This is a genomic window from Streptomyces sp. BBFR51, assembly GCF_044591655.1.
Lineage (GTDB): Bacteria > Actinomycetota > Actinomycetes > Streptomycetales > Streptomycetaceae > Streptomyces.
Window position 1 is genome coordinate 4,109,266 of sequence record NZ_CP172448.1, and the last position, 20,442, is coordinate 4,129,707.

Here is a 20,442-nt window from a genome sequence, read left to right on the forward strand (position 1 = left end):
TCCAGTACGAGCGGTACGGGCACCGCGCGGTTTCGGGCACCAGCGGCGGTACGGGAGTGGCCGCACCGCCCCGCCTACTCGTGCGCGATCTCCTCGACCACCGTCGCGCCCAGCTCCCGCACCAGCAGTTCCCTGCCGGAGAGGGCGGTCTCGTCGAGGTCCGGGTCGTCGTCCTCGGGAACGTCGTCCTCGGGGGAGACCGGGCGCGGCTCGGGCGCCGAGGGCCGAGGCGCGGGGGCGGGCTCCGGAGCCGGCGCGGACGGCTGGGCGGCGGGCGCGGGCGTCGAGGGCCTCGGTGCGGGCGCGCCGCCACCGAAGCCGCCACCGCCGAAGCCGCCTCCGCCACCACCACCGGATCCGCCCTGGCCACCGGAGGGACCGGCGGGCGGTGGGGGCGCCGAACCGCCGGAGGGGTCGACGATCGCGTCGATCTTCCACTGCACGTTGAACTGCTCGGCCAGGGCCTGCCGCAGCACGTCCTCGCTGCCGCTGCTCACGAAGTTGTCGCGAGCTCCGGCGTTGACGAAGCCGATCTGGAGTGAGGTGCCGTCGAAGCCGGTCACCTGGGCGTTCTGGCTGAGCAGGATCCAGGTGAACCGGCGCCGGTTCTTGACCGCCTCCAGGATGTTGGGCCAGATCGTGCGGGGGTCGACCCCGGTGCCGCCCGGCGGCGGAGAGGCGGGTGCGGGGGCGGGGGCAGCGGCGGCAGGGGCGGTAGCCGGGGCAGCGGCCGGGGCCGCGGCGGGTCCGGGAGCGTCCGGTGTCCGGGGCTGTCCGCCGCCGGCCGGTGCCGTCGTGGGCCACCCACCGGGACGGCGCCCGCCGCCCGCGGGAGCCGCGGCCGGCCAGGCACCCGGCGCGGGCGCCGAGGGAGGCGCCGCGGCGGGCGGCGCGCTCGGGGCGGGCGCGGTGTCGGGGGCGGGAGAGGACTGGGGCCGCACGCCACCGGTGGGACCGCCGCCTTCGTCAGGGGCGGGACCGGCGCCGACGGCCGCGTCCGAGGACGGTCCACCGGGATTCCGGACCGCCGCCCGGGCCGCGGCGGGCCCGCCGCCGGGCGCGACCGGAGCCTCGGCGGGCGGAACGGGGGGTGCGGCGGCCCCCGCCGCACCCCCCGCACCCGCATGCGCCTCGGGCCCGGGCACGTACCCCATGGCGGGCGCGCCCGCGCCGGCCGAGAACTGCACCCCGCGCTCGATCCGGTCCAGGCGGGCCATCACCGAACGCTCGTCGCCGTACGCGGCGGGCAGCATCACGCGCGCGCAGATCAGCTCCAGCTGGAGGCGCGGCGAGTGGGCGCCGCGCATCTCGGTGAGCCCCTCGTTGACGATGTCGGCGGCCCGGCTCAGCTCGGCGGCGCCGAAGGACCGCGCCTGGGCCTGCATCCGCTCCACGACGTCGGCGGGGGCGTCGATGAGCCCCTTGTCCGCCGCGTCGGGCACGGCGGCGAGGATCACCAGGTCACGGAGGCGCTCCAGCAGGTCGGTGACGAAGCGCCGCGGGTCGTTGCCGCCCTCGATGACGCGGTCCACGACCTCGAAGGCGGCCGAGCCGTCCCCCGAGACGAACGACTCGACGACGGAGTCGAGCAGCGATCCGTCCGTGTAGCCGAGCAGGGCGGTCGTCATGTCGTACGTCACACCGTCGGCACCGGCGCCCGCGAGCAGCTGGTCCATGACGGACATGGAGTCACGCACGGACCCCGCGCCGGCCCGCACCACCAGCGGCAGCACGCCCTCCTCGATCGCGATCCCCTCCCGGCCGCACACCTCGGCGAGATAGTCGCGCAGGGTGCCGGGCGGCACGAGCCGGAACGGATAGTGGTGGGTCCGCGACCGGATGGTCCCGATGACCTTCTCGGGCTCGGTGGTCGCGAAGATGAACTTGAGATGCTCCGGGGGCTCCTCGACGACCTTCAGCAGGGCGTTGAAGCCCTGCGGGGAGACCATGTGGGCCTCGTCGATGATGTAGATCTTGTACCGGCTGGAGGCGGGCCCGAAGAACGCCTTCTCGCGCAGGTCACGGGCGTCGTCCACGCCTCCGTGCGAGGCGGCGTCGATCTCGATGACGTCGATCGACCCCGGCCCGTTCCTGGCGAGGTCCTGGCACGACTGGCACTCGCCGCAGGGGGTCGGCGTGGGTCCCTGCTCGCAGTTCAGACACCGCGCCAGGATCCGGGCGCTGGTCGTCTTGCCGCAGCCGCGCGGACCGCTGAACAGGTACGCGTGATTGACCCGGTTGTTCCGCAGCGCCTGCTGCAGCGGGTCGGTGACATGCCCCTGCCCGATGACCTCGGCGAAGGACTCCGGGCGGTAACGGCGGTAGAGCGCGAGAGACGACACGCATACGAGGTTATAGGCGACCGCCGACAACCGGACCGCCCACAAAAGAGACGCCCCCCACGCACCCGCCAGAGCCGACCTACCCTTGCTGCCTTCCGGCCCTGGGGGAGTTCAGTCAGATAGCGCCGCGTGAGGGGCTGAGCCACACGTTACCCGATGTCGGGCCCCCAGAACGAGTTCGCAAGCACTCCCGGGCGTCATGTAATGTTCTCCGCGGAGGATTCGCCTAGTGGCCTAGGGCGCACGCTTGGAAAGCGTGTTGGGGGCAACCCCTCACGAGTTCGAATCTCGTATCCTCCGCCAGTGCCTCACCGGGCACGAAATCGAAGGGGCCCGCTGTTCGCAGCGGGCCCCTTCGACGTGTGTGGTCTCAGTTCTGGTCTCAGTCGCCGTGCGCGTACGGGCTCACCGGACCCGCCGCTGCCTACCCCTGGTTGGGGCAGGCAACCTGCTGGGGCAGGTCCCACACTTGCAGCCATGACCGCGAAATCGCCCCTCGGGGAGTTCCTGCACACCCGGCGCTCCCAACTGCGCCCGGAGGATGTCGGGGTGCCCACTTACGGGGAGCGCCGGCGTGTACCGGGTCTTCGCCGCGAGGAGCTCGCGCTGCTGGCGGGGGTGAGCGCCTCGTACTACACGCGGTTGGAGCGGGGGGAGTCCCAGAGCGCGTCCCCCGAGGTGCTGGACGCGCTTGCCGGGGCGCTGCTGCTGGACGAGTCCGAGCGGCGGTACCTGCATGACGTGGCCCGTACGGGCAGACAGCGCACCCGCGGCCGGCGGCCCGCGCCGGAACGTGTGTCGGAGCCGACCCGCCAGTTGCTGGACGTGATGGGGGATGTCCCGGCGATCGTTCTGGGACGTCGCAGCGATGTGCTGGCGTGGAACCGGCCGGGGCACGCCCTGTTCGCCGGGCACCTGGACCCGGGTGCCCCGGACCTCCCCCGTGAGCGTCCCAACATGGCCAGGCTGGTGTTCCTCGACTCACATGTCCGTGAGCTGTACGCGGACTGGCCGAGCAAGGCCAGGGCGGTGGTGGGGAGTCTGCGCCTGGTGGCGGGCCGGCATCCGGAGGACACGGCGCTGCACGCGCTGGTGGGCGAACTGTCGGCGAAGAGCGGGGAGTTCGCCACCATGTGGGCCGACCACCGGATCAGGGCGTGCACCGTCGCCGCCTACGAGATGCGCCATCCGCTGGTCGGTTCGCTGACCGTCACGCAGCAGACGCTGAGCCACGGGCCGGGCCCCGTCGTGGTCGTCGCCACCACGGAACCGGACTCACCCTCACGGGCGGGGCTGACCCTGCTCGCCCGGGCCACCGCGCAGTCCGGTTTCTCCACCGGACCGGCAAGGACAGGGTCCCGCGTCGGCCAGGACTGACGTCCTCGTCGATAGCCCACGCGTCCACATACCCACCCATCCGCCCACGGCCCCCAGGCCACCGCATGCGTCGGCATGTCGCCGCCGCATGCCCGAAAACACCCCGAAACAGGAAAAAATCATGTCCACGAGGCTTTTCCGGTCCGCCCTGACGGCGGGCATCATGGTCGCGGCCACCATCCCGGCACTCGTTCCCACCGCGGCCTCGGCCGTCTCCGCCCCCCTGACCGAAGCGCGGATCGCCGAGCACTTCGACCTGGCCGAGGGCCGGACGCCGGAGAACATCGCCATGGCGCCGAACGGTGACGCGTACGTCACCTTCGCCGCGGGCCGGCAGGTCGCCAGAATCTCCCGCGCGGGGGCCGTCCGGGTCCTCGCCACCCTGCCGGAGCCCGCGGACGGCGGCGTCCACACCCCTGTCATGGGCTTCCCGCTGACCACCGGCGTCGTACGTGCTCACGACGGCACGCTGTACTTTCTGTACGCCACCGGCACCGCAGACCTCACCGGCGTGTGGCGGCTGCACCCCGGCGGCCGGCCGCAGCGGATCGCCGCGCTGCCCGCGAACGGCCTGCCCAACGGCCTGGCGCTGGACCGGCGGACCGACACCCTCTACATCACCGATTCCGTACTCGGCACCATCTGGAAGGTCCCCGCCTCCGGGGGCACCCCCACCGCCTGGTCCACCGCCCCCGAGCTGGCCTCCACGGGCTTCCTCGGAGCCAACGGGCTGAAGATCCACAACGGTTCCGTCTGGGCCACCAACCTCGACAAGGGCACCGTCCTGCGTATCCCCATCCGTTGGCACGGACGCGCCGGCAAGGTCCGGACCGAGGCCAGCGGCCTGACGGGGATCGACGACTTCGCCTTCACCGGCCGCGGCGACCAGCTGCTGGCCACGCTCAACGGCCCGAGCGAGGTCGCGCTCGTCCAGCCCGACGGCAGCCACTCCACCGTCCTGACCTCGGCCGACGGCCTGCAGAACCCCACATCCATCGCTCTGCGCGGCGACCGGGTCTACGTGCTGAGCGCCGCCTACCTCACCAGGAAGGACCCGAACCTGCTCCTCGCCCGCCTCGACCGCTGACGCCCGCACACGCACACGCACACGCACTGAAGGAACTGAAGGAGAAGCACCATGCAGGACATGCACGAGACCACGCACGAGATCACCTTGGGCGACGTCACCGTCACCCGTGTCGAGGAGATGCACGGGCCGATCATGCCCGCGGACCAGTTCTTTCCCGGCATGCCCGAGCAGGCCTGGCGGGACCACCGCGAGAACCTCGTGCCCGACCACCTGGGAGCCGACGGCGTCATGGTCCACACCGCCATGCAGACCTGGGTACTGCGCAATGGCGGCCGTACGATCCTGATCGACACCGGCGTCGGCAACGACAAGACCCGCCCGGCCGTCGAGGCCTGGGACCATCTCACGCTGGACTACCTCGGCAATCTCGCCCGTGCCGGTGTGCGGCCCGAGGACGTCGACCTGGTGGTCAACACCCACCTGCACAGCGACCACATCGGCTGGAACACCCGGCTCGTCGACGGCGTCTGGACCCCCACTTTTCCCAACGCCACCTACCTCATGCCGAAGATCGACGTCGAGTACTGGAACCCGGCCAACAACCCGGACATCACCGGCGGCGTCAACGAGAACGCCTTCGAGGACAGCATCGCCCCCGTCCTGGCCTCGGGCCAGGTCCAACTGTGGGAGACGAGCCGGGAGATCGACGCCAACCTGCGTCTGGAGGCCGCGCCCGGCCACACCCCCGGCGCCGGCGTGATCACGCTCGACTCCCGCGGGGAGCGTGCGCTGTTCGCGGGCGACATCCTCCACACGCCTCTCCAGATCACCCACCCCGGCCACAACAGCTGCTTCGACCTGGATCCGGCCCAGTCCCGGGCCACCCGCCTCCGGCTGCTCGGCTGGGCCGCCGACAACAAGGCCCTCATGTTCCCCGCCCACTTCAGCGGCCACACCGCCCTGGAGATCGAGAACACCGGCAGCGGCTTCGCGATCAAGCAGTGGGCGCCGTTCCCCCGCTACTGACCCCGGCCCCCGCGGACTCACTTCACCTTCGACTCACTCCACCTTCGGGCCCTCCGCCGTCGCGGCCTCCAGCGTCACCCTCGGCAGCCGGCGGGCCACGGGGGACGGGAGCCACCAGGCGTGGCGGCCCAGGAGGTGCATGACGGCCGGGACGACGCGGCAGCGGATCACGGCCGCGTCCAGGCTCACGCATCGTCCACCGACGGCACGCAGTCGGGGAACCCGGAACGTTATAGGGCGCGCCCCGCTACCGCTCGATCCGTATCCGCCGCGTCTCGCTGACCTGGTCGATCTCCGACACCCGGATCGTCGTCCGCATCGTCCAGACGCCGGGGAGCGGGAGGGTGAGGGTGTTGGCGCTCCAGTAGCCGCCCCGGTCGACGAGTCGCGCGTCGATGGGTCCCACGTCCTTGTCGGGCAGGGTGAAGGAGAGCCGCAGTTCGGGTACGGCGGCCAGGCTGCCGTCGGGGCCGAAGACGACGGCCTGCACCGCGTTGTCGCCGGTGCGGCCGGGGTCGAGGGTGACCTGGACCGTGCCCCGGCCGGAGGCGCCGACCTCGAAGGGGATCGTGGTGACCGACGCGGGCAGCACCCCGCCCGCCGGAGCGGTCCGCGCCGCCTCGTCCGCCGCCCGGCCGGGCAGGGTGCTGGTCAGCACGGTCGTGACCACCAGGACGACGGCGGCGACGACTGCCTCGACCAGGACGGAACGGCGCAGACCGCGCCGAAGGGCTGCCCCGGCGGCGGGCGGTTCCGACACCGGCGGTTCCGACACCGGCGGTTCCGGCACTGACGGTTCCGGTTCGGACGGTTCCGGCGCCGCGACGGGTGGGCCGCCAGCCGGCACCGGCACCCGCTCGCGCACACGGTCCCGTTCCCGCTCCCGAACGCGCGGCTCCGCCGTCACCAGCGCGGCCGTCCACCTCCGGGACACCGCCGCCGCGGCCAGCAGTACCGCTACCAGGACCACCTTGACGAGCAGCAGCCTGCCGTACGCCGACCCCGTGAGCGCCTGCCAGGAGCCGAGGCCGCGCCAGGACTGGTAGAGGCCGGTGACGACCAGGACGGTCACGGAGGCGAGGGCGGTCCGGGAGAACCGGGCGACGGTGGCCGTGTCCGGGGCGGAGCGCAGGGTGGTGAGCAGGGCCACGAGACCGCCGAGCCACACCGCGGTGGCCAGCAGATGCAGCACGGAGGACGTCATCGCGACCGGCACCTGTATGCCGGCCGAGGCGTGCTCGGCGGCGGCCCAGGTCAGGGCGAGGCCGACCGCCAGTACGGCGCCCGCCGCGGCGAGGAGCGGGGGGCGCTCCCCCTGCCGGTCCACCCGGGCCGCGCGTACGAGGAACAGGGCGGCCGGCGCGAGCAGTGCCAGTCTGACCAGCAGCAGGACACCGGGGCGGGTCGTGAGGGTGTCGCCCAGCGCGGCCGCGTCCAGGGCCGCCGACGGTCCCGTCCCCGCCTCGTACGGGGCACGCAGCACCAACAGGGCGAGGGTGGCCCCCAGCAGCGTCCACCAGCCCGCCACCAGCGGCCGGCGCAGCGGGGCGGGGTCCGGCGGGCGGCACAGGGCGACGAAGGCGGCGACGCCGATGAGCAGGGCCGCGGCGAGGTAGGAGAGGTAGCGGGCGATCTTGTGGAGGGTCGCTGTCAGCGGGTCCTCCGTGGGACCGGTGTCCAGGGGCGCGGTCGTCTGCGACGGCTTGCCCACGGAGAAGGTGAAGGCGCCCGAGACGGGGTGGCTGTCGGCCGACACCACGCGCCAGGCCACGGTGTACGTGCCCTCGTCCAGCTCGCCCGGCAGCGCGACGCGGGCCGTGTCGGACCGCCCGGCCGCGCGCCCGGCCTCCCCCGTGTGGACCCGGTGGCCGCCGGGGTCCAGGACGCGGAAGGAGTCGTCGCGCAGGCCGACGGACTCGCTGAAGGTCAGGGTGACGTGGCGGGGGGCCCGCTGGAGGACGGTTCCGTCCTCGGGGTCGGTGGAGCTGAGGGCGGCGTGGGCGGACGCCGGTCCCGCGCCGCCGAGGAGGAGCAGGACCAGCACGGTGCCCAGCAGCACCAGCCGCCGAACTCCCCGCCGGTCACCTCCCCGCCGGTCAGGTCCTCGCCGCCGGTCCCGCCGGTCCCGTCCGCACTCTCGCTCCCGGGCTCCAGCGCACGCACCGCCACCACACCTCACGTCGCATCTCCGTCGTCGGGACCCACTGCCTCGTGGATACGTACGGACGCGGAGGCCGCCCCGCTCACCCGTGTGCCCGACGGCTCCTCACCACGACGGGCGTGCCGTCACCCCGCCGTCCACCACGAGGTCGTGGCCGGTGACCCAGGACGCCAGCCGGGAGGCGAGGAACACGCACGCGTCGCCCACGTCCTCCGGGCGCCCCAGCCGTCCCGTCGGCGCCGCCCGCCGCCATCTCCGTACGCCCTCCGGCCAGGCCTCCGCGAGGCCCTCCCGGTCGACGAGGCCGGGCGAGACGGAGTTGACCCGCACGCCCCACGAGCCGTACTCCAGGGCCGCCGACCTGGCGTGCATCACGACCGCCGCCTTGGAGGCGCTGTAGTGCGCGTGGGCGGGAGCGGGGGCGCCCGCCTCGATGGAGGCGATGTGCGTGACCGTGCCGCCGCCGTCCTGGGCCCGCATGACCCGGGCCGCGGCCTGCGTGCACGCGAAGACGCCGGTGAGGTTGGTGTCCACCACCGCACGCCACTCGGCCGCCGTCATGCCGGGCAGCTCCCGCAGCGGCTGCACGCCCGCGTTGTTGACCAACGCCGAGAGCCGTCCGCCGCCCCAGTCGGCGGCCTCCTCGACCAGGCGCCGGCAGGCGTCCTCGTCGGTGAGCTCGGCCCGCAGGACCGTGGCCTCGCCCCCGCGCTCCCGGATGCGTTCAGCCACCTCCCGCGCCGCCGCCACCGCCGTACGGCAGTGCAGCGCGACCGCCGCGCCCTCCTCGGCGAACCGCAGCGCGATCCCCCGGCCGATGCCCCCGCCCGCGCCGGTGACCAGGGCGACCTGACCCTCGAGGAGACGGGTGGGCGGGTTCACGGACGGGCTCGTGTGCGGGTTCACGGACGGGTTCATGGACGGCACAGTTCCACGATCCGCGCGGCCTCGGCCGGGTAGCGCGCCGTGAGGCCGGCGGCGTCGCCGTGCTCGTAGTCCCCGTAGGTGAATCCGGGCGCCATCGTGCAGCCGAACAACGACCACGCGCCGCCCGCCGCCACCCTGCCGCCCATCCAGGTCCCGGCCGGGACGGTGAACTGCACGTGCTGCCCGCCCAGGACGTCCGGTCCCAGCACGGCCGTACGCGCGCCGCCGTCCGGGGCGAGGAGCAGCAGCTCCAGCGGATCGCCGAGGTAGAAGTGCCAGACCTCGTCGGCGGGCAGGCGGTGCAGGGCGGAGAAGTCACCCGGTCGGGCGGTGAGCAGAGCGACGATGGCCGAGCCCGCCGGGCGTCCGTCCGGGCGCTCCGGCCCGGCCCAGGTGCGCCGGAACAGACCGCCCTCACGGGGGATGGGCTCCAGCCCGTAGTGCGTGATCAGGTCCTCGGCGGTCGGCGGGGAAGTCACCCGGCGAACGCTACCTCCCGGCGGAGGAAAGCGAGTTGTGCCTTCTTCTCCGGCAGGTACACGTCCGGCAGGTCGACCTCGGGCAGCACGACCGCGGGTCCGGCGGTGAAGCCCTGCTTGAGGAAGCGGGCGATCGCCTTCTCGTTGTCCACGTCCGGGTCGACCACGATCCGCGTCCGGTCCAGGCCCCGCAGGACGTACGCCATGAGGGTCCCCGCCAGCGCGGCCGTCCAGCCGGGCCGCGCGCCCCCGGTTCCGGCGGGGGCGAGCAGCAGGTGGACGCCGATGTCGCCGGGTTCGACGTCGTAGCACTCGCTCACCCGGTCGGCCCCGGGTTCGTAGGTCTGGAGCAGGGCGACCGGCTCGCCGTCCTTGACGACCAGGAAGGCGTGGTGGGTGTCGAGCGTGTCCATGTGGGTGTAGATCCCGGCGACCTGAGCCCGCGTCAGTCCCGTCATGCCCCAGAAGGCGGCTCGCTCCTCGCTCACCCAGCGATGGATCACCGCCGCGTCCACGGCGGCGTCGAGGGGGAAGACGCGGACGGTGCCGAAGCCGGCAAGGTGCTGCTCGTGGACGGGCGCGCGGTCGGCGTACGGGTGGTCAGCCATCGGATTCCTTCGTGAGCCGGGTGAAGTCGGTGATCACCGGGGCGAGTTCGCCGTCGAGCCACAGGGGCTGCTGGTCGCGGTGGTGGGGCGAGCCCGGGACGCCCGAGGCGCCGTGCGGCACCACCCAGCGGCTGTTCGCGCGGTCGGCCAGGTCCCAGACGTACCGGGCGGCCGGCCCGCGTGCGGCGCGGTCGGTGAGGCCGGGCACGGGGGAGGTGCACAGTACGCAGTCGTGGTCGCCGGAGAGGCCGGGTTCCTCCGCGCGGGAGCCGCTGTCCGGAAGCGCCCGCCAGGGGGCCAGGCGGTGCGTGTCCCCCCACGTGCCGGCGGGCGGTCGCGCGGCGACCTCCTCCAGGGCGGCGCGGACGGTCGCGGCGCGGTCGATGCCGTAGAGGTCCTCCGCGCGCAGCAGGTGTTCCAGGGCGTGTCCGACGCGCGGCACGAGCGCGAGCCACGGCAGGAGCACCTCGGGGTACGCGGGCGGCACGGACGCCGCGGCGAGGACCGGGTGCGCCGTAAGACCGCGTACGACCGCTGCGCGCACGGCCGCGTACGCCGCCGCGTCGGTGCTGCCGGCGTCCATGCGCCGGTCCCAGCCGAGGAGGCGGTCGCGCAGGGCGGCCGCGGCGGAGGTGAGGCCGGACAGCGCGGCGAGGTGGTCCAGGAGGGGGCCCGCCGAGCCGAGGTGGGTGTCCGTGTGGATCGCGGGCATGTCCGCCGCCGACCAGTGCTCCTTCTCCGCGAGCAGGGCGGCGATGCGCTCGGCGCGGTGCGGCGGGGCGAACTCGACGCCGAGCGGGGCGGCCGGGCCGCGCTGGTTGGCCATCACGGCGACGCCTTCGGTGAGTCCGGCGCGGGGCGGGGTGTGCCAGCCGGTCCACTCGTGGCCGTCCTCCCAGGCGGGCACCGGGCGCAGGCCGTTGGCGGCGGGGCGCACGGGTACGCGCCCGGCGACCCGGTGCAGCAGCCCGCCCTCGGTGTCGGCGGCCTGCACGACGTTGACCGGCTCGGCCCACGCGTCCAGGGCGCGGTCCACGTCGGCGACCCGGCGGGCCCGCAGCAGCGGCAGCAGGACGCCGAAGCCGAGGTCGGCGGTGACGCGGGGCGGGTAGCGCAGGCTGAGGGCGGCCGGGGTGCCGTCGTCGAGGCCCTCGGGGCCGCCGGCGATCACCGGGCCGCGGTCGGTCTCGATGACCTCGACCTCGACGGTCCCCTCCCCGGCCACGTCGATGCGTTCCGTGTGCCGGGCGGCGCGGTGCCAGGTGCCGTCGGGGCCGAGCGCCTCCACACCGGCGCCGGTGCGGCGCAGGCGCTCGCGGTACAGGTCCTGGTAGTCGGCCATGGCGTTGGTGATGGCCCAGGCGACCGTGCCGGTGTGGCCGAAGTGGGCGACGCCGGGGACGCCGGGCACGGCGAGGCCGACGACGTCGAACTCCGGGCAGGACAGGTGGACCTGCTGGTAGACGCCGGGGTCCTCGATGAAGCGGTGCGGGTCGCCCGCGATGACCGCGTACCCGGTCGTGGTCCGCTCGCCGCTCACCAGCCAGCCGTTGCTGCCCGCCGTGCCGGGGCCGTCGGCGGCGAAGAGGGCGACGGCCTCCGGACCGAGGTGCGCGGTGATGTGCTCGCGCCACAGCTTGGCGGGGAAGCCCGCGAAGAGGATGTGGGTGGCGAGCCAGACGCCGAGCGGGGTCCAGGGCTCCCAGCGGCCGGGGGCGAGGCCGGTGCGCGCGAACTCGGGGGCGGCGGGTCCGTCGTCTCCCGGCCCTTCGGCCAGCCCCTCGTTCACGCCGTCGACGTACGCCCGCACCCAGGCGGCCGTCTCCGGGTCCTTCTCCTCCAGGGCGGTGAAGCAGCGGCGTGCGGTGTCCGCGACCCGGGCGCGGCGGGCGAGGCGGTCCCAGGGCAGGGCCTCGGGTCCGAGGAAGGAGGCGGAGGTGCCCTGGGCTCGGTGCCGCTCGACCTCCAGTTGCCAGGCGCGGTCACGGGCGGTCACCCGGCCCTGGGCGCGGGCGAGTTCGCGCGGGGTGTCCGCGCGCAGGTGCGGGATCCCCCAGGCGTCGCGGTATGTCTCGGCGCTCACCTCTGTGCCCCTACTTTCCTTTAGGTTAGGCTCACCTAAGTTCTTGGACGTGGTGGCCGAATAGTACGTGAAGGGTGAAGGAATCATGGGGCAGGGGCGGGGTTGGGAGGGCGCGGTCCTCAAGCTGATGCGCGCGAAGGACTTCGAGTTCACCGTGACGCACGCCGAGGACGTGACCCCGCACTACCGGCGGCTGCGGCTGAGCGACGGCGGCATGCTAGCGGCGACCGGCGTCCACCCCACGATGTGGGTGCGGCTGTGGTTCGACAACGCCGGCAAGCCGCACCAGCGGGGGTACACACTGGTCGACCCGGACCCGGCGGCCGGCACCTTCGGCATGGAGTTCGCCCTGCACGAGGGGTGCGCGAGCGACTGGGCGCGGGCGGCGAAGCCGGGCGACACCATCGAGGCGACGGTCCAGGGCACCGGCTTCGAGGTGCCCGAGCCCCCGCCCTCCCGTGTCTTCGCGGTCGCGGACCCGGCGTCCCTGCCCGCCCTCAACTCCCTCCTCGACGCGCTGGGACCGGTGCCCGCGACCATCTGGTTCGAGGGCGGCACGGACGAGGGGCTCCCCTTCCGCACCGACCCCGAGCGGCACGAGGTGCACGCGGTTGCGCGCAAGAACGGGGGCGCGCAGCTGGTCGCGCGGGTGAAGGAGGCGCTGCCGGAGCTGCTGCGGTCCACGTCCGAGCCGTTCGTGTGGATCGCCTGCGACACCGCGACCACGCGGGCGCTGGCCTCGTACGCCCGCAAGGAGCTGGGCGTTCCCAGGCAGCGGGTGAACGCGCTGGGGTACTGGCGCGCGACCTGAGCCCGCAGGCGCGATCATCGGGGCCATGGACGTCACACTTCACCTCGCCCAGGACCCCGAGGCCGACGAGCTGCTGGGGCGCAGTCCGCTCGCCGCGCTGGTCGGCATGCTGCTCGACCAGCAAGTGCCCATGGAGTGGGCTTTCAAGGGGCCGTCGACCATCGCCCGGCGCATGGGCGCGGAGGACCTGGACGCGCACGACATCGCCGCTTACGACCCGGAGGCGTTCGTCGCGCTGCTGTCCGACAAGCCGGCCGTGCACCGCTACCCCGGCTCGATGGCGGGGCGCGTCCAGCAGCTGTGCCGGTACCTCGTCGAGACGTACGACGGTGACGCCGAGGCCGTCTGGCGGGGCGTCCCCACCGGCAGGGAGCTGCTGAAGCGGCTCCAGGAACTGCCGGGCTTCGGCAAGCAGAAGGCCCAGATCTTCCTCGCCCTGCTCGGCAAGCAGCTCGACGTCCGTCCCGAGGGGTGGCGCGAGGCCGCGGGCGCGTACGGCGAACCCGGCTCCTTCCGGTCCGTCGCGGACATCACGGGGCCGGAGTCGCTGACCAAGGTGCGCGCGCACAAGCAGGAGATGAAGGCCGCGGCAAAGGCCTCCGGCAAGTAGGCGGCACCCGGCCGGCGCCGGCCCGCGTCCCACCCGGCGCCCCTGTCAGCCCCGTGGACCGTCTCCGGTGGCGGGGGCGTCGCGGGTGCTCGCAGCATGGGGCATGACCGAACCACCCGGCGGGTCCCCCGGAGGGGCCGCGTACGACGACCGCGGCGTGCACGCCCGGCACGGGACGCACGCAGCGGCGCCCGGACGGCAGGAGCCCGAGCCCGAGCCGGCCTTCGAGGGGCCGCTGCACCTGCTGTCCCGTGCCGCCTGGCAGACCGTGCTGTTCACCGGTGTCGCCTCACTGATCCTGGGCGTGCTGGTCCTGGTCTGGCCGGGCGCCTCGCTGCTCGCGGCCGGCGTGCTCTTCGGCCTCTACCTCGTCATCAGCGGCATCCTCCAGCTGGCCGCCGCCTTCGGCACGCACCGCAGGACCTCGCTGCGGGTGCTGGCGTTCATCAGTGGCGCCGTGTCGATCCTGCTGGGTCTGTTCTGTTTCCGCGGCCCGCTGCAGTCGGTGCTGCTGCTCGCGCTGTGGATCGGCATCGGCTGGCTGTTCCGCGGTGTCACGCAGATCGTGGCCGCCGTGCACGACCCCGCGATGCCCGCGCGCGGCTGGCACATCTTCCTCGGCGCCGTCACCGTCGTCGCCGGCGTCGTCCTGATCGACTCGCCGGTCGAGTCGGCCACCGTTTTGATGCTGGTCGGCGGCTGGTGGCTGGTCGTCGTCGGCGTCGTCGAGATCGTCACGTCCGTGCGGCTGCGCGGGCGTGCGCACGAGGTCCCCCGCACCCCGTGAACGGGCGCCGCCCGTCCTCCCCTACGCCGAGCGGGCGGTTCTCGTCGCCGGCGCGGTGGACGGCGTACGCCGGGCGGGGACACGACTGACGTGAGCCCCGCACCGCACGCCTCTGCCGCCGCCCGCGCCGCGCGCGCCGGACGCGGGGGGCGTGGGGGGCGCTGGAGAGGCTGGGGGCGTGGGAGACGCCGGACGCGTGGAGGGCGCCGCGTCGCCCGGCTGCGGGTCCTGGTGCTGCTGCTCGTCCTGGTCGTGCCCTGCACGCACATGACGGCGCAGGCGGCGCCGACCGTGCCGGTGGCCGGTGCGGGCGGCACGGCGGGGGAGTACGACCACCTCGACACCGCCCTGCGCTCCCCGGGCCGCGGCGGCCGGCGTGCCGCCGTGGTCCGGCCGGCTCCGGCGTCCTGCGTGGCGGACGGCTGCCACCGTGTCCGGTTCCCCTCGGCCCTCGTTCCGGCCGGGTCGCCGCCCTCCGCCCGCGGCCCGCGCTCCGTGGTGCTGCGCTGCTGACCGCGCCGGACCGGTCCCCCGCCGGTCCGCACGAGCAGGGACACCACGCGATGCACGGAACCAGGAACGAGGAACCGCCATGCCCAACGACCCCTACGCCGTCCTGCGCGCCCTCCTGCGCGCCGAGGCCGCCCGCCGCGCCCCCAAGCCGGGCACCGAGCCGCAGGCCGCCGGCGAACAGCGGCTCCCCACCCGGGAACGGAGGCGCGGCTGACGGAGGGTCCGGGCGGCGGAGGCGGGTCACGCACCGTCTCCGCCGCAGGCTGAAGACCCTCACGGTCGCCCGTCCCGCGGGCCCGGTCCCGATTGATCCCGTTTCCGGCGTCATTTCCGGCGCCGCACTCCGGCGCCATGGCTGCGCCCGCAACGTCCGGGCCGGTAGGCTTTCCGTGTGATCTTCAAGCGCATCGGAAACGGCCGGCCGTACCCCGACCACGGCCGGGAAAGCACCCGGCAGTGGGCGGACGTCGCGCCGCGCCCGGTCCGCCTCGATCAGCTCGTGACGACCAAGGGCCAGCTCGACCTGGAAACGCTCCTGGCCGAGGACTCCACCTTCTACGGCGACCTCTTCGCGCACGTCGTGAAGTGGCAGGGCGATCTGTACCTGGAGGACGGGCTGCACCGCGCGGTGCGGGCCGCGCTCCAGCAGCGCCAGGTGCTGCACGCCCGGGTCCTCGAACTCGACTGACCGGGTCCGACCGCCCCCGTGGGGCTCCCGCTTGACCCTTTCGGGTTGCGTTGCACCGAACCACGGAACGTCGACTGATCATCTAATAGGCATCGCCGCTCAAGCGCACTACGCTGCGCCCATGAGCATGCTGACTCCTCCCGGCATGGGTGGCCAGTACAAGATCACGGGGGACAAGTACCCGCGGATGCGCCCGGCACGACGACGCGGCAGGATCGCGTTCGTCGCCGTCGCCTGCGTCACCGTTCTCGGAGTGCTCGGCTGGGGCACGCTGCAGCTCATCGACGTCTTCACCGGCGGCGACAAGGCCTCGGCGGCCGGTGCGGCGGGCTGTGCCACCACCGCGAGGGCGAGCGCCTCGCCCGCCGCCGCGGTGCTGCCGAAGCCGGGTCAGGTCACCGTCAACGTGCTCAACGCGACCACCCGCAGCGGCCTGGCACAGAAGACCGCCGACGAGCTGAAGAAGCGCGGCTTCCGCGTGGGCGACGTGAGCAACGCCCCCAAGGAGTACGACAAGAAGGTCGCCGGCACGGGTCTGCTGCTCGGCCCGGCCGCCGCTCTGAAGAGTTCGCTCCCCGTACTCGGCACCCAGCTGCCCGCCGCCGAACACCGCACCGACGCGGCCCGCAAGGGCGCCGCCGTCGATCTGATCATCGGCAACGGCTTCAAGGGGCTGGCGAAGCGCGCGGCCGCCGACACGGCGCTGGCCGAGCTGGCCGCGCCGCGGTCGACGCCCGCCGCTCAGAAGAAGAGCTGCTGAGCGCCCCCGGGGGTGGCTACTCGGCCGCCCCGTACATCCGGTCGCCCGCGTCGCCGAGGCCCGGCACGATGTAACCCTGCTCATTCAGGCGCTCGTCGACCGAGGCCGTCACGACCGTCACCGGGGTGCCGGCCAGCTCGCGCTCCATGAGTTCGACGCCCTCGGGAGCGGCGAGCAGCACCACGGCCGTCACGTCGTCGGCGCCGCGCTTGATCAGCTCCCGGATCGACGCGACCAGGGTGCCGCCCGTGGCCAGCATCGGGTCCAGGACGTACACCTGACGCCCGGAGAGGTCGTCCGGCATGCGCGTGGCGTAGGTGGAGGCCTGGAGCGTCTCCTCGTCGCGCACCATGCCCAGGAAGCCCACCTCGGCGGTCGGCAGCAGCCGGACCATGCCGTCGAGCATGCCGAGGCCGGCCCGCAGGATCGGCACCACCAGCGGGCGCGGGTGGGAGAGCTTGACGCCGGTGGTCTGCGAGACCGGCGTGCGGATGTCGACCTGTTCGGTGCGCACGTCGCGCGTGGCCTCGTAGGCGAGCAGGGTGACCAGCTCGTCGGCGAGACGGCGGAAGGTCGCGGAGTCGGTGCGCTGGTCGCGCAGCGTGGTGAGCTTGTGGGCGACCAGGGGGTGGTCGACGACGTGGAGACGCATGCCCACCACAGTAACCGGGCCCCGGGGCACCGGCGTCCCCGCGGCGGGCAAGCCCCGAGCGGCGGCTCCACTCGTTCGCGGGCGTCAAACCACCCGCCCGGGGGAAGGTGGGAGGGACGGACGCTGGGTGGTGAGACTGTGCCTGACCGGGACTTCCACAAGACGCCGTTCCCCGGCGCGGAGCGGGATACGGGACGCGCGACGGAGCCGAGTACGGAGCCGGAGCGCGATCCGGAGCCGGCGCGCGAGGCCGAACGGCGCCGCCGCCGGGCCCAGTTCCTGCGGGACCTCGCGGAGGCCCGGGAGCTGCGGGACCGCGTCCAGCCGCGCCGCGCCAAGACCGCCCGGCTGCGGCACGCGATGCGCATGCGCACCTTCCGCTGGTAGCTGCCGGGGCGACTCCCTGACCCGCCCGGGGAAGATCGCGCGCCGCGCCGACGTTGGTGGAGACGGACGTACGCGGGGACCGCGAGAATCCGCGTACGATCCGCACGTGGTGGCGACGAAGGCGCTGCTGGGCGGCTGTCCGGGTCCGTACTTCCGGGGAGCCGGTCAAAACCGCCGGACACAGGGCGCGGAAGACGTCCCCTGAGCGCCTTGTTTCTGCCACGATTCCGAGTGGGTGGGGCTCGGAGCACCGCTCCCCCGCCCGTAGCCTCCGCCGGGGGGAACCCCAACCGGCACGTCTATGACCAGTGGGAGAGTCACGGTGTACTTCGCCGCACTGCTCGCGCGCACCGAAGACGGGTGGGAAGCGAGCGACAGAGAGCTCGACGATGTGGAAACCCTGTCGGATCTGGCCGACCTGGCCCGGGAGGCCTCTCCCGACGACGACACGGTGCTCGTACTGATCGAGCAGGAGGACGCGTGGTTCGGAGTCGTCCGGGTGGACGGCGAGGAGGATCCCCGCATCTATGTCTCCGACGCCGCCGCGGCCGCCCGCAGCAGCTACGGCGAGATCCTGCTCACCGACGAGTTGCTCGGCCGGGAGCCCGGTGACGGCGGCGACGACCTCGACGCCCTCGACCTCGACGGCACGGAGGACGGTGAGTCCGACGACGACGGGGCCGACGGCGGTGACGGTGCCGACGGCGGTGACACGGCCGCCGGTTCGGGCGAGGCCGTGCCGCACGGGCCGGTCGGCGACGCCGAGGTCCTCGACGACCTCGGCGTGAGCGAGAAGGAGCTGCGCTCGATGTCCGGGGACGCGGTCGGGGAGATCGCCGAGGCCCTGGGCGCCTTGGACGTCCTGGAGACCGTCCGCTGACCGCGCCGGCCGAGGAGGATCCCGAGGGAGCACCGCCCGACCCGGTGCGCGACCGGTGGCGGTCCGCGATGCGGCTCGCCCTGACCGAGGCCGGGCGGGCCGTGCGGGGCGGGGACGTCCCCGTCGGCGCCGTCGTGCTGGCGCCGGACGGCACCACCGTGCTGTCCGCCGGGCACAACGAGCGCGAGGCCACCGGCGACCCGACGGCCCACGCCGAGGTCCTCGCGATCCGGCGGGCGGCCGCCGGACTGGGGGAGTGGCGGCTGGCCGGCTGCACGCTCGTCGTCACCCTCGAGCCGTGCACGATGTGCGCGGGCGCGCTCGTCCAGTCCCGCGTCGACCGCGTCGTCTACGGCGCCCGCGACGACAAGGCCGGCGCGGCGGGGTCCCTGTGGGACGTCGTGCGCGACCGGCGCCTCAACCACCGCCCCGAGGTGGTCGAGGGCGTCCTCGCGGACGACTGCGCCCGGCTGCTCACGGACTTCTTCCGCGAGCGCTGACACCGCCCGGAGGGCTGCTCAAAGACGTCCCCGGGACCGTCGAATACCGATTTCAAACCATGCCGCACTGTGCTGTAAGGTCTCTCTCGGTAGCGTGTCCGAGCGGCCGAAGGAGCTCGCCTCGAAAGCGAGTGTGGCGCAAGTCACCGAGGGTTCAAATCCCTCCGCTACCGCTTTGGAAGGGCCCCGTCGAAAGACGGGGCCCTTCGTGCGATCATGAGCGGTCGAAGGCGTGAGTCGAAAGGTCAGGGGAGGCCGCGGTGGCGGTGAACTCGAAGAAGATCGCCGTCTATGTGCTCGTGGTCTTCGTGCTGTATGTGATCATCACGGATCCGGCGAAGGCCGCCGACTACGTCCAGATAGGTTTCCAGGGCATATCCGACGCGGCGGGCGCCGTCGGCGACTTCATGACCTGGGCCGCCAACGGAGGAGAGTGATGATCCGCCACCTCGTGCTGTTCAAGCTGAACGACGGCGTCGAGCGCGACGACCCGCGCGTCGTCGAGGGCGTCGAGGCCTTCCGGACGCTGGGCGGCCGGATCGAGGAGCTGCGCTTGTGGGAGTGCGCCTGGAACATCAGCGACCGCCCCATCGCCTACGACTTCGCCATCAACTCCGCGGTGGACGACGCCGACGCCCTCAAGCGCTACGTCGAGCATCCGGCGCACCAGGCGGGCGTCGCGCTGTGGCGCGAATTCGCCACCTGGGTGATCGCCGACTACGAGTTCTAGTACGACCGGACGTTCCGGCCCGTGCCTGCGGCCCCGCACCTGACCGGTGCGGGGCCGTTCTGCGTTCACTCAACACGACGTTATGCGGTGCTTGCACACAGTGGACATGTCTTGTGATGCTATGACCGCTTTTGACGGATGAGTTGACGGAAGAGTTGACAGATCACGAGGTGGAGTTGACCGTGCCGGCCAGTACTGCGCCTCAAGCCCCGCCCGCGCCACCCGCGCCGCCCGCCCAGGCCCAGGAGACCCCGGCCCCGGCCTCGGCCTCACCCCCGGCCTCACCCCCGGCCCCGGCCCCCGCGCCGCAGCGCAGCCGGGGTGCCGACACCCGGGCCCTGACCCAGGTCCTCTTCGGCGAGCTGAAGGGCCTCACGCCGGGCACGCCGGAGCACGACCGGGTGCGCGCGGCGCTCATCGAGGCCAACCTCCCGCTGGTGCGCTACGCCGCCGCCCGCTTCCGCTCCCGCAACGAGCCGATGGAGGACGTGGTCCAGGTCGGCACCATCGGGCTCATCAACGCCATCGACCGCTTCGACCCCGAGCGGGGCGTGCAGTTCCCGACGTTCGCGATGCCGACCGTCGTCGGCGAGATCAAACGGTACTTCCGCGACAACGTCCGCACGGTGCACGTACCGCGCCGGCTGCACGAGCTGTGGGTGCAGGTCAACAGCGCCACCGAGGACCTGACGACCGCCTTCGGGCGCTCCCCGACGACCGCCGAGATCGCCGAGCGGCTGCGCATCACCGAGGAGGAGGTGCTGTCCTGCATCGAGGCGGGACGGTCGTACCACGCCACCTCGCTGGAGGCCGCCCAGGAGGGCGACGGGCTGCCCGGGCTGCTCGACCGGCTCGGCTACGAGGACCCCGCGCTCGACGGGGTGGAGCACCGGGATCTCGTGCGGCACCTGCTCGTCCAGCTCCCGGAACGGGAGCAGCGGATTCTGCTGCTGCGCTATTACAGCAATCTGACCCAGTCGCAGATCAGCGCGGAACTCGGCGTCTCCCAGATGCACGTCTCGCGGCTACTGGCGCGTAGTTTCCAGCGGTTGAGGTCCGCGAACCGGATCGACGCGTAACCTCGAGAGGGA

Annotated in this window: 23 protein-coding genes, 2 tRNA genes, 1 other RNA gene and 1 pseudogene; 18 read left to right on the forward strand and 9 right to left on the reverse strand. The window is 73.4% G+C overall.

Annotated elements, in window-relative coordinates; all coding sequences use genetic code 11:
• Window positions 1-74 precede the first annotated feature (74 nt).
• Complete coding sequence (locus ACGH7X_RS18655) at window positions 75-2,342, reverse strand: DNA polymerase III subunit gamma and tau (RefSeq protein WP_399886475.1); 2,268 nt, start codon at window positions 2,340-2,342, stop codon at window positions 75-77.
• A gap of 45 nt (window positions 2,343-2,387) precedes the next feature.
• An RNA gene (gene ffs, locus ACGH7X_RS18660) (signal recognition particle sRNA small type) lies at window positions 2,388-2,484 on the reverse strand.
• Between the two features lie 73 nt (window positions 2,485-2,557).
• Here ffs and ACGH7X_RS18665 point away from each other — a divergent pair.
• The 4 genes from ACGH7X_RS18665 (at window position 2,558) to ACGH7X_RS18680 (ending at window position 5,775) form a co-directional block, all read left to right on the forward strand.
• A tRNA-Ser gene (locus ACGH7X_RS18665) sits at window positions 2,558-2,645 on the forward strand.
• A 174-nt stretch (window positions 2,646-2,819) separates the two neighbouring features.
• Window positions 2,820-3,719 (forward strand): helix-turn-helix domain-containing protein, encoded by a 900-nt coding sequence (locus ACGH7X_RS18670; protein WP_399886476.1) that lies wholly within the window; start codon window positions 2,820-2,822, stop codon window positions 3,717-3,719.
• 121 nt (window positions 3,720-3,840) lie between these two features.
• Entirely contained in the window at window positions 3,841-4,806 is a 966-nt protein-coding gene (locus tag ACGH7X_RS18675) for a hypothetical protein (RefSeq protein WP_399886477.1), read from the forward strand.
• A 60-nt stretch (window positions 4,807-4,866) separates the two neighbouring features.
• Window positions 4,867-5,775 (forward strand): MBL fold metallo-hydrolase, encoded by a 909-nt coding sequence (locus tag ACGH7X_RS18680; RefSeq protein ID WP_399897146.1) that lies wholly within the window; start codon window positions 4,867-4,869, stop codon window positions 5,773-5,775.
• 33 nt (window positions 5,776-5,808) lie between these two features.
• Here ACGH7X_RS18680 and ACGH7X_RS18685 read toward each other — a convergent pair.
• The 6 genes and pseudogenes from ACGH7X_RS18685 to ACGH7X_RS18710 all read right to left on the reverse strand — a co-directional run.
• Window positions 5,809-5,964 (reverse strand): annotated as a pseudogene (locus tag ACGH7X_RS18685) (hypothetical protein); the annotation flags it as partial.
• 58 nt (window positions 5,965-6,022) lie between these two features.
• The gene (locus ACGH7X_RS18690; protein WP_399886478.1) at window positions 6,023-7,834 is read right to left on the reverse strand and encodes a copper resistance CopC/CopD family protein; all 1,812 of its coding nucleotides are present in this window, start codon (window positions 7,832-7,834) and stop codon (window positions 6,023-6,025) included.
• Window positions 7,835-8,041: 207 nt separating this feature from the next.
• Window positions 8,042-8,854: an SDR family NAD(P)-dependent oxidoreductase gene (locus ACGH7X_RS18695; RefSeq protein ID WP_399886479.1), complete on the reverse strand. Its 813-nt coding sequence runs from the start codon at window positions 8,852-8,854 to the stop codon at window positions 8,042-8,044.
• The gene (locus tag ACGH7X_RS18700) at window positions 8,851-9,342 is read right to left on the reverse strand and encodes a cupin domain-containing protein (RefSeq protein ID WP_399886480.1); all 492 of its coding nucleotides are present in this window, start codon (window positions 9,340-9,342) and stop codon (window positions 8,851-8,853) included. Before ACGH7X_RS18700 ends, ACGH7X_RS18695 begins: the two co-directional genes overlap by 4 nt.
• Window positions 9,339-9,950, reverse strand: a complete 612-nt coding sequence (locus tag ACGH7X_RS18705; RefSeq protein WP_399886481.1) for a GNAT family N-acetyltransferase — start codon at window positions 9,948-9,950, stop codon at window positions 9,339-9,341. The genes ACGH7X_RS18700 and ACGH7X_RS18705 overlap by 4 nt, the downstream gene beginning before the upstream one ends.
• The gene (locus tag ACGH7X_RS18710; protein ID WP_399886483.1) at window positions 9,943-12,033 is read right to left on the reverse strand and encodes a penicillin acylase family protein; all 2,091 of its coding nucleotides are present in this window, start codon (window positions 12,031-12,033) and stop codon (window positions 9,943-9,945) included. Before ACGH7X_RS18710 ends, ACGH7X_RS18705 begins: the two co-directional genes overlap by 8 nt.
• Before the next feature lie 85 nt (window positions 12,034-12,118).
• On the opposite strand from ACGH7X_RS18710, the gene ACGH7X_RS18715 reads away from it, so the two are divergent.
• From ACGH7X_RS18715 to ACGH7X_RS18745, 7 genes are all read left to right on the forward strand, one after another.
• Window positions 12,119-12,844, forward strand: coding sequence for a siderophore-interacting protein (locus tag ACGH7X_RS18715; RefSeq protein ID WP_399886484.1), 726 nt, complete (start codon window positions 12,119-12,121; stop codon window positions 12,842-12,844).
• A gap of 25 nt (window positions 12,845-12,869) precedes the next feature.
• Entirely contained in the window at window positions 12,870-13,454 is a 585-nt protein-coding gene (locus ACGH7X_RS18720; RefSeq protein WP_399886485.1) for an HhH-GPD-type base excision DNA repair protein, read from the forward strand.
• Window positions 13,455-13,557: 103 nt separating this feature from the next.
• Window positions 13,558-14,241: an HdeD family acid-resistance protein gene (locus ACGH7X_RS18725; RefSeq protein WP_399886486.1), complete on the forward strand. Its 684-nt coding sequence runs from the start codon at window positions 13,558-13,560 to the stop codon at window positions 14,239-14,241.
• A gap of 231 nt (window positions 14,242-14,472) precedes the next feature.
• Window positions 14,473-14,754: a hypothetical protein gene (locus ACGH7X_RS18730; protein WP_399886487.1), complete on the forward strand. Its 282-nt coding sequence runs from the start codon at window positions 14,473-14,475 to the stop codon at window positions 14,752-14,754.
• Window positions 14,755-14,833: 79 nt separating this feature from the next.
• Window positions 14,834-14,968, forward strand: coding sequence for a hypothetical protein (locus ACGH7X_RS18735; RefSeq protein ID WP_399886489.1), 135 nt, complete (start codon window positions 14,834-14,836; stop codon window positions 14,966-14,968).
• A 177-nt stretch (window positions 14,969-15,145) separates the two neighbouring features.
• Window positions 15,146-15,442 carry a type II toxin-antitoxin system VapB family antitoxin gene (locus ACGH7X_RS18740; RefSeq protein ID WP_003999914.1) on the forward strand — a complete coding sequence of 99 codons (297 nt, stop codon included), beginning with the start codon at window positions 15,146-15,148 and terminating at the stop codon, window positions 15,440-15,442.
• A gap of 145 nt (window positions 15,443-15,587) precedes the next feature.
• Entirely contained in the window at window positions 15,588-16,202 is a 615-nt protein-coding gene (locus tag ACGH7X_RS18745; RefSeq protein ID WP_399897149.1) for a LytR C-terminal domain-containing protein, read from the forward strand.
• Between the two features lie 16 nt (window positions 16,203-16,218).
• Here ACGH7X_RS18745 and upp read toward each other — a convergent pair whose 3' ends face one another.
• Window positions 16,219-16,854, reverse strand: a complete 636-nt coding sequence (gene upp, locus ACGH7X_RS18750; protein ID WP_393804020.1) for a uracil phosphoribosyltransferase — start codon at window positions 16,852-16,854, stop codon at window positions 16,219-16,221.
• Window positions 16,855-16,992: 138 nt separating this feature from the next.
• Here upp and ACGH7X_RS18755 point away from each other — a divergent pair, with 138 nt between their 5' ends.
• The 7 genes from ACGH7X_RS18755 to ACGH7X_RS18785 all read left to right on the forward strand — a co-directional run bounded on the left by ACGH7X_RS18755 (window position 16,993) and on the right by ACGH7X_RS18785 (window position 20,430).
• A complete protein-coding gene (locus ACGH7X_RS18755; RefSeq protein ID WP_399886491.1) occupies window positions 16,993-17,241 on the forward strand; it encodes a hypothetical protein in 249 nt (82 codons plus the stop codon).
• A 322-nt stretch (window positions 17,242-17,563) separates the two neighbouring features.
• Entirely contained in the window at window positions 17,564-18,121 is a 558-nt protein-coding gene (locus ACGH7X_RS18760) for a hypothetical protein (protein ID WP_399897151.1), read from the forward strand.
• 68 nt (window positions 18,122-18,189) lie between these two features.
• Window positions 18,190-18,621 (forward strand): tRNA adenosine(34) deaminase TadA, encoded by a 432-nt coding sequence (gene tadA / locus ACGH7X_RS18765; RefSeq protein WP_399897154.1) that lies wholly within the window; start codon window positions 18,190-18,192, stop codon window positions 18,619-18,621.
• Between the two features lie 88 nt (window positions 18,622-18,709).
• A tRNA-Ser gene (locus ACGH7X_RS18770) sits at window positions 18,710-18,794 on the forward strand.
• An 87-nt stretch (window positions 18,795-18,881) separates the two neighbouring features.
• On the forward strand, window positions 18,882-19,058 hold the full coding sequence (locus ACGH7X_RS18775) for a hypothetical protein (RefSeq protein WP_052836888.1): 177 nt from the start codon (window positions 18,882-18,884) through the stop codon (window positions 19,056-19,058).
• Window positions 19,058-19,351 carry a Dabb family protein gene (locus ACGH7X_RS18780; RefSeq protein WP_399886493.1) on the forward strand — a complete coding sequence of 98 codons (294 nt, stop codon included), beginning with the start codon at window positions 19,058-19,060 and terminating at the stop codon, window positions 19,349-19,351. Before ACGH7X_RS18775 ends, ACGH7X_RS18780 begins: the two co-directional genes overlap by 1 nt.
• Before the next feature lie 182 nt (window positions 19,352-19,533).
• Window positions 19,534-20,430 carry an RNA polymerase sigma factor SigF gene (locus ACGH7X_RS18785; protein WP_399886495.1) on the forward strand — a complete coding sequence of 299 codons (897 nt, stop codon included), beginning with the start codon at window positions 19,534-19,536 and terminating at the stop codon, window positions 20,428-20,430.
• The last annotated feature ends 12 nt before the right edge of the window (window positions 20,431-20,442 follow it).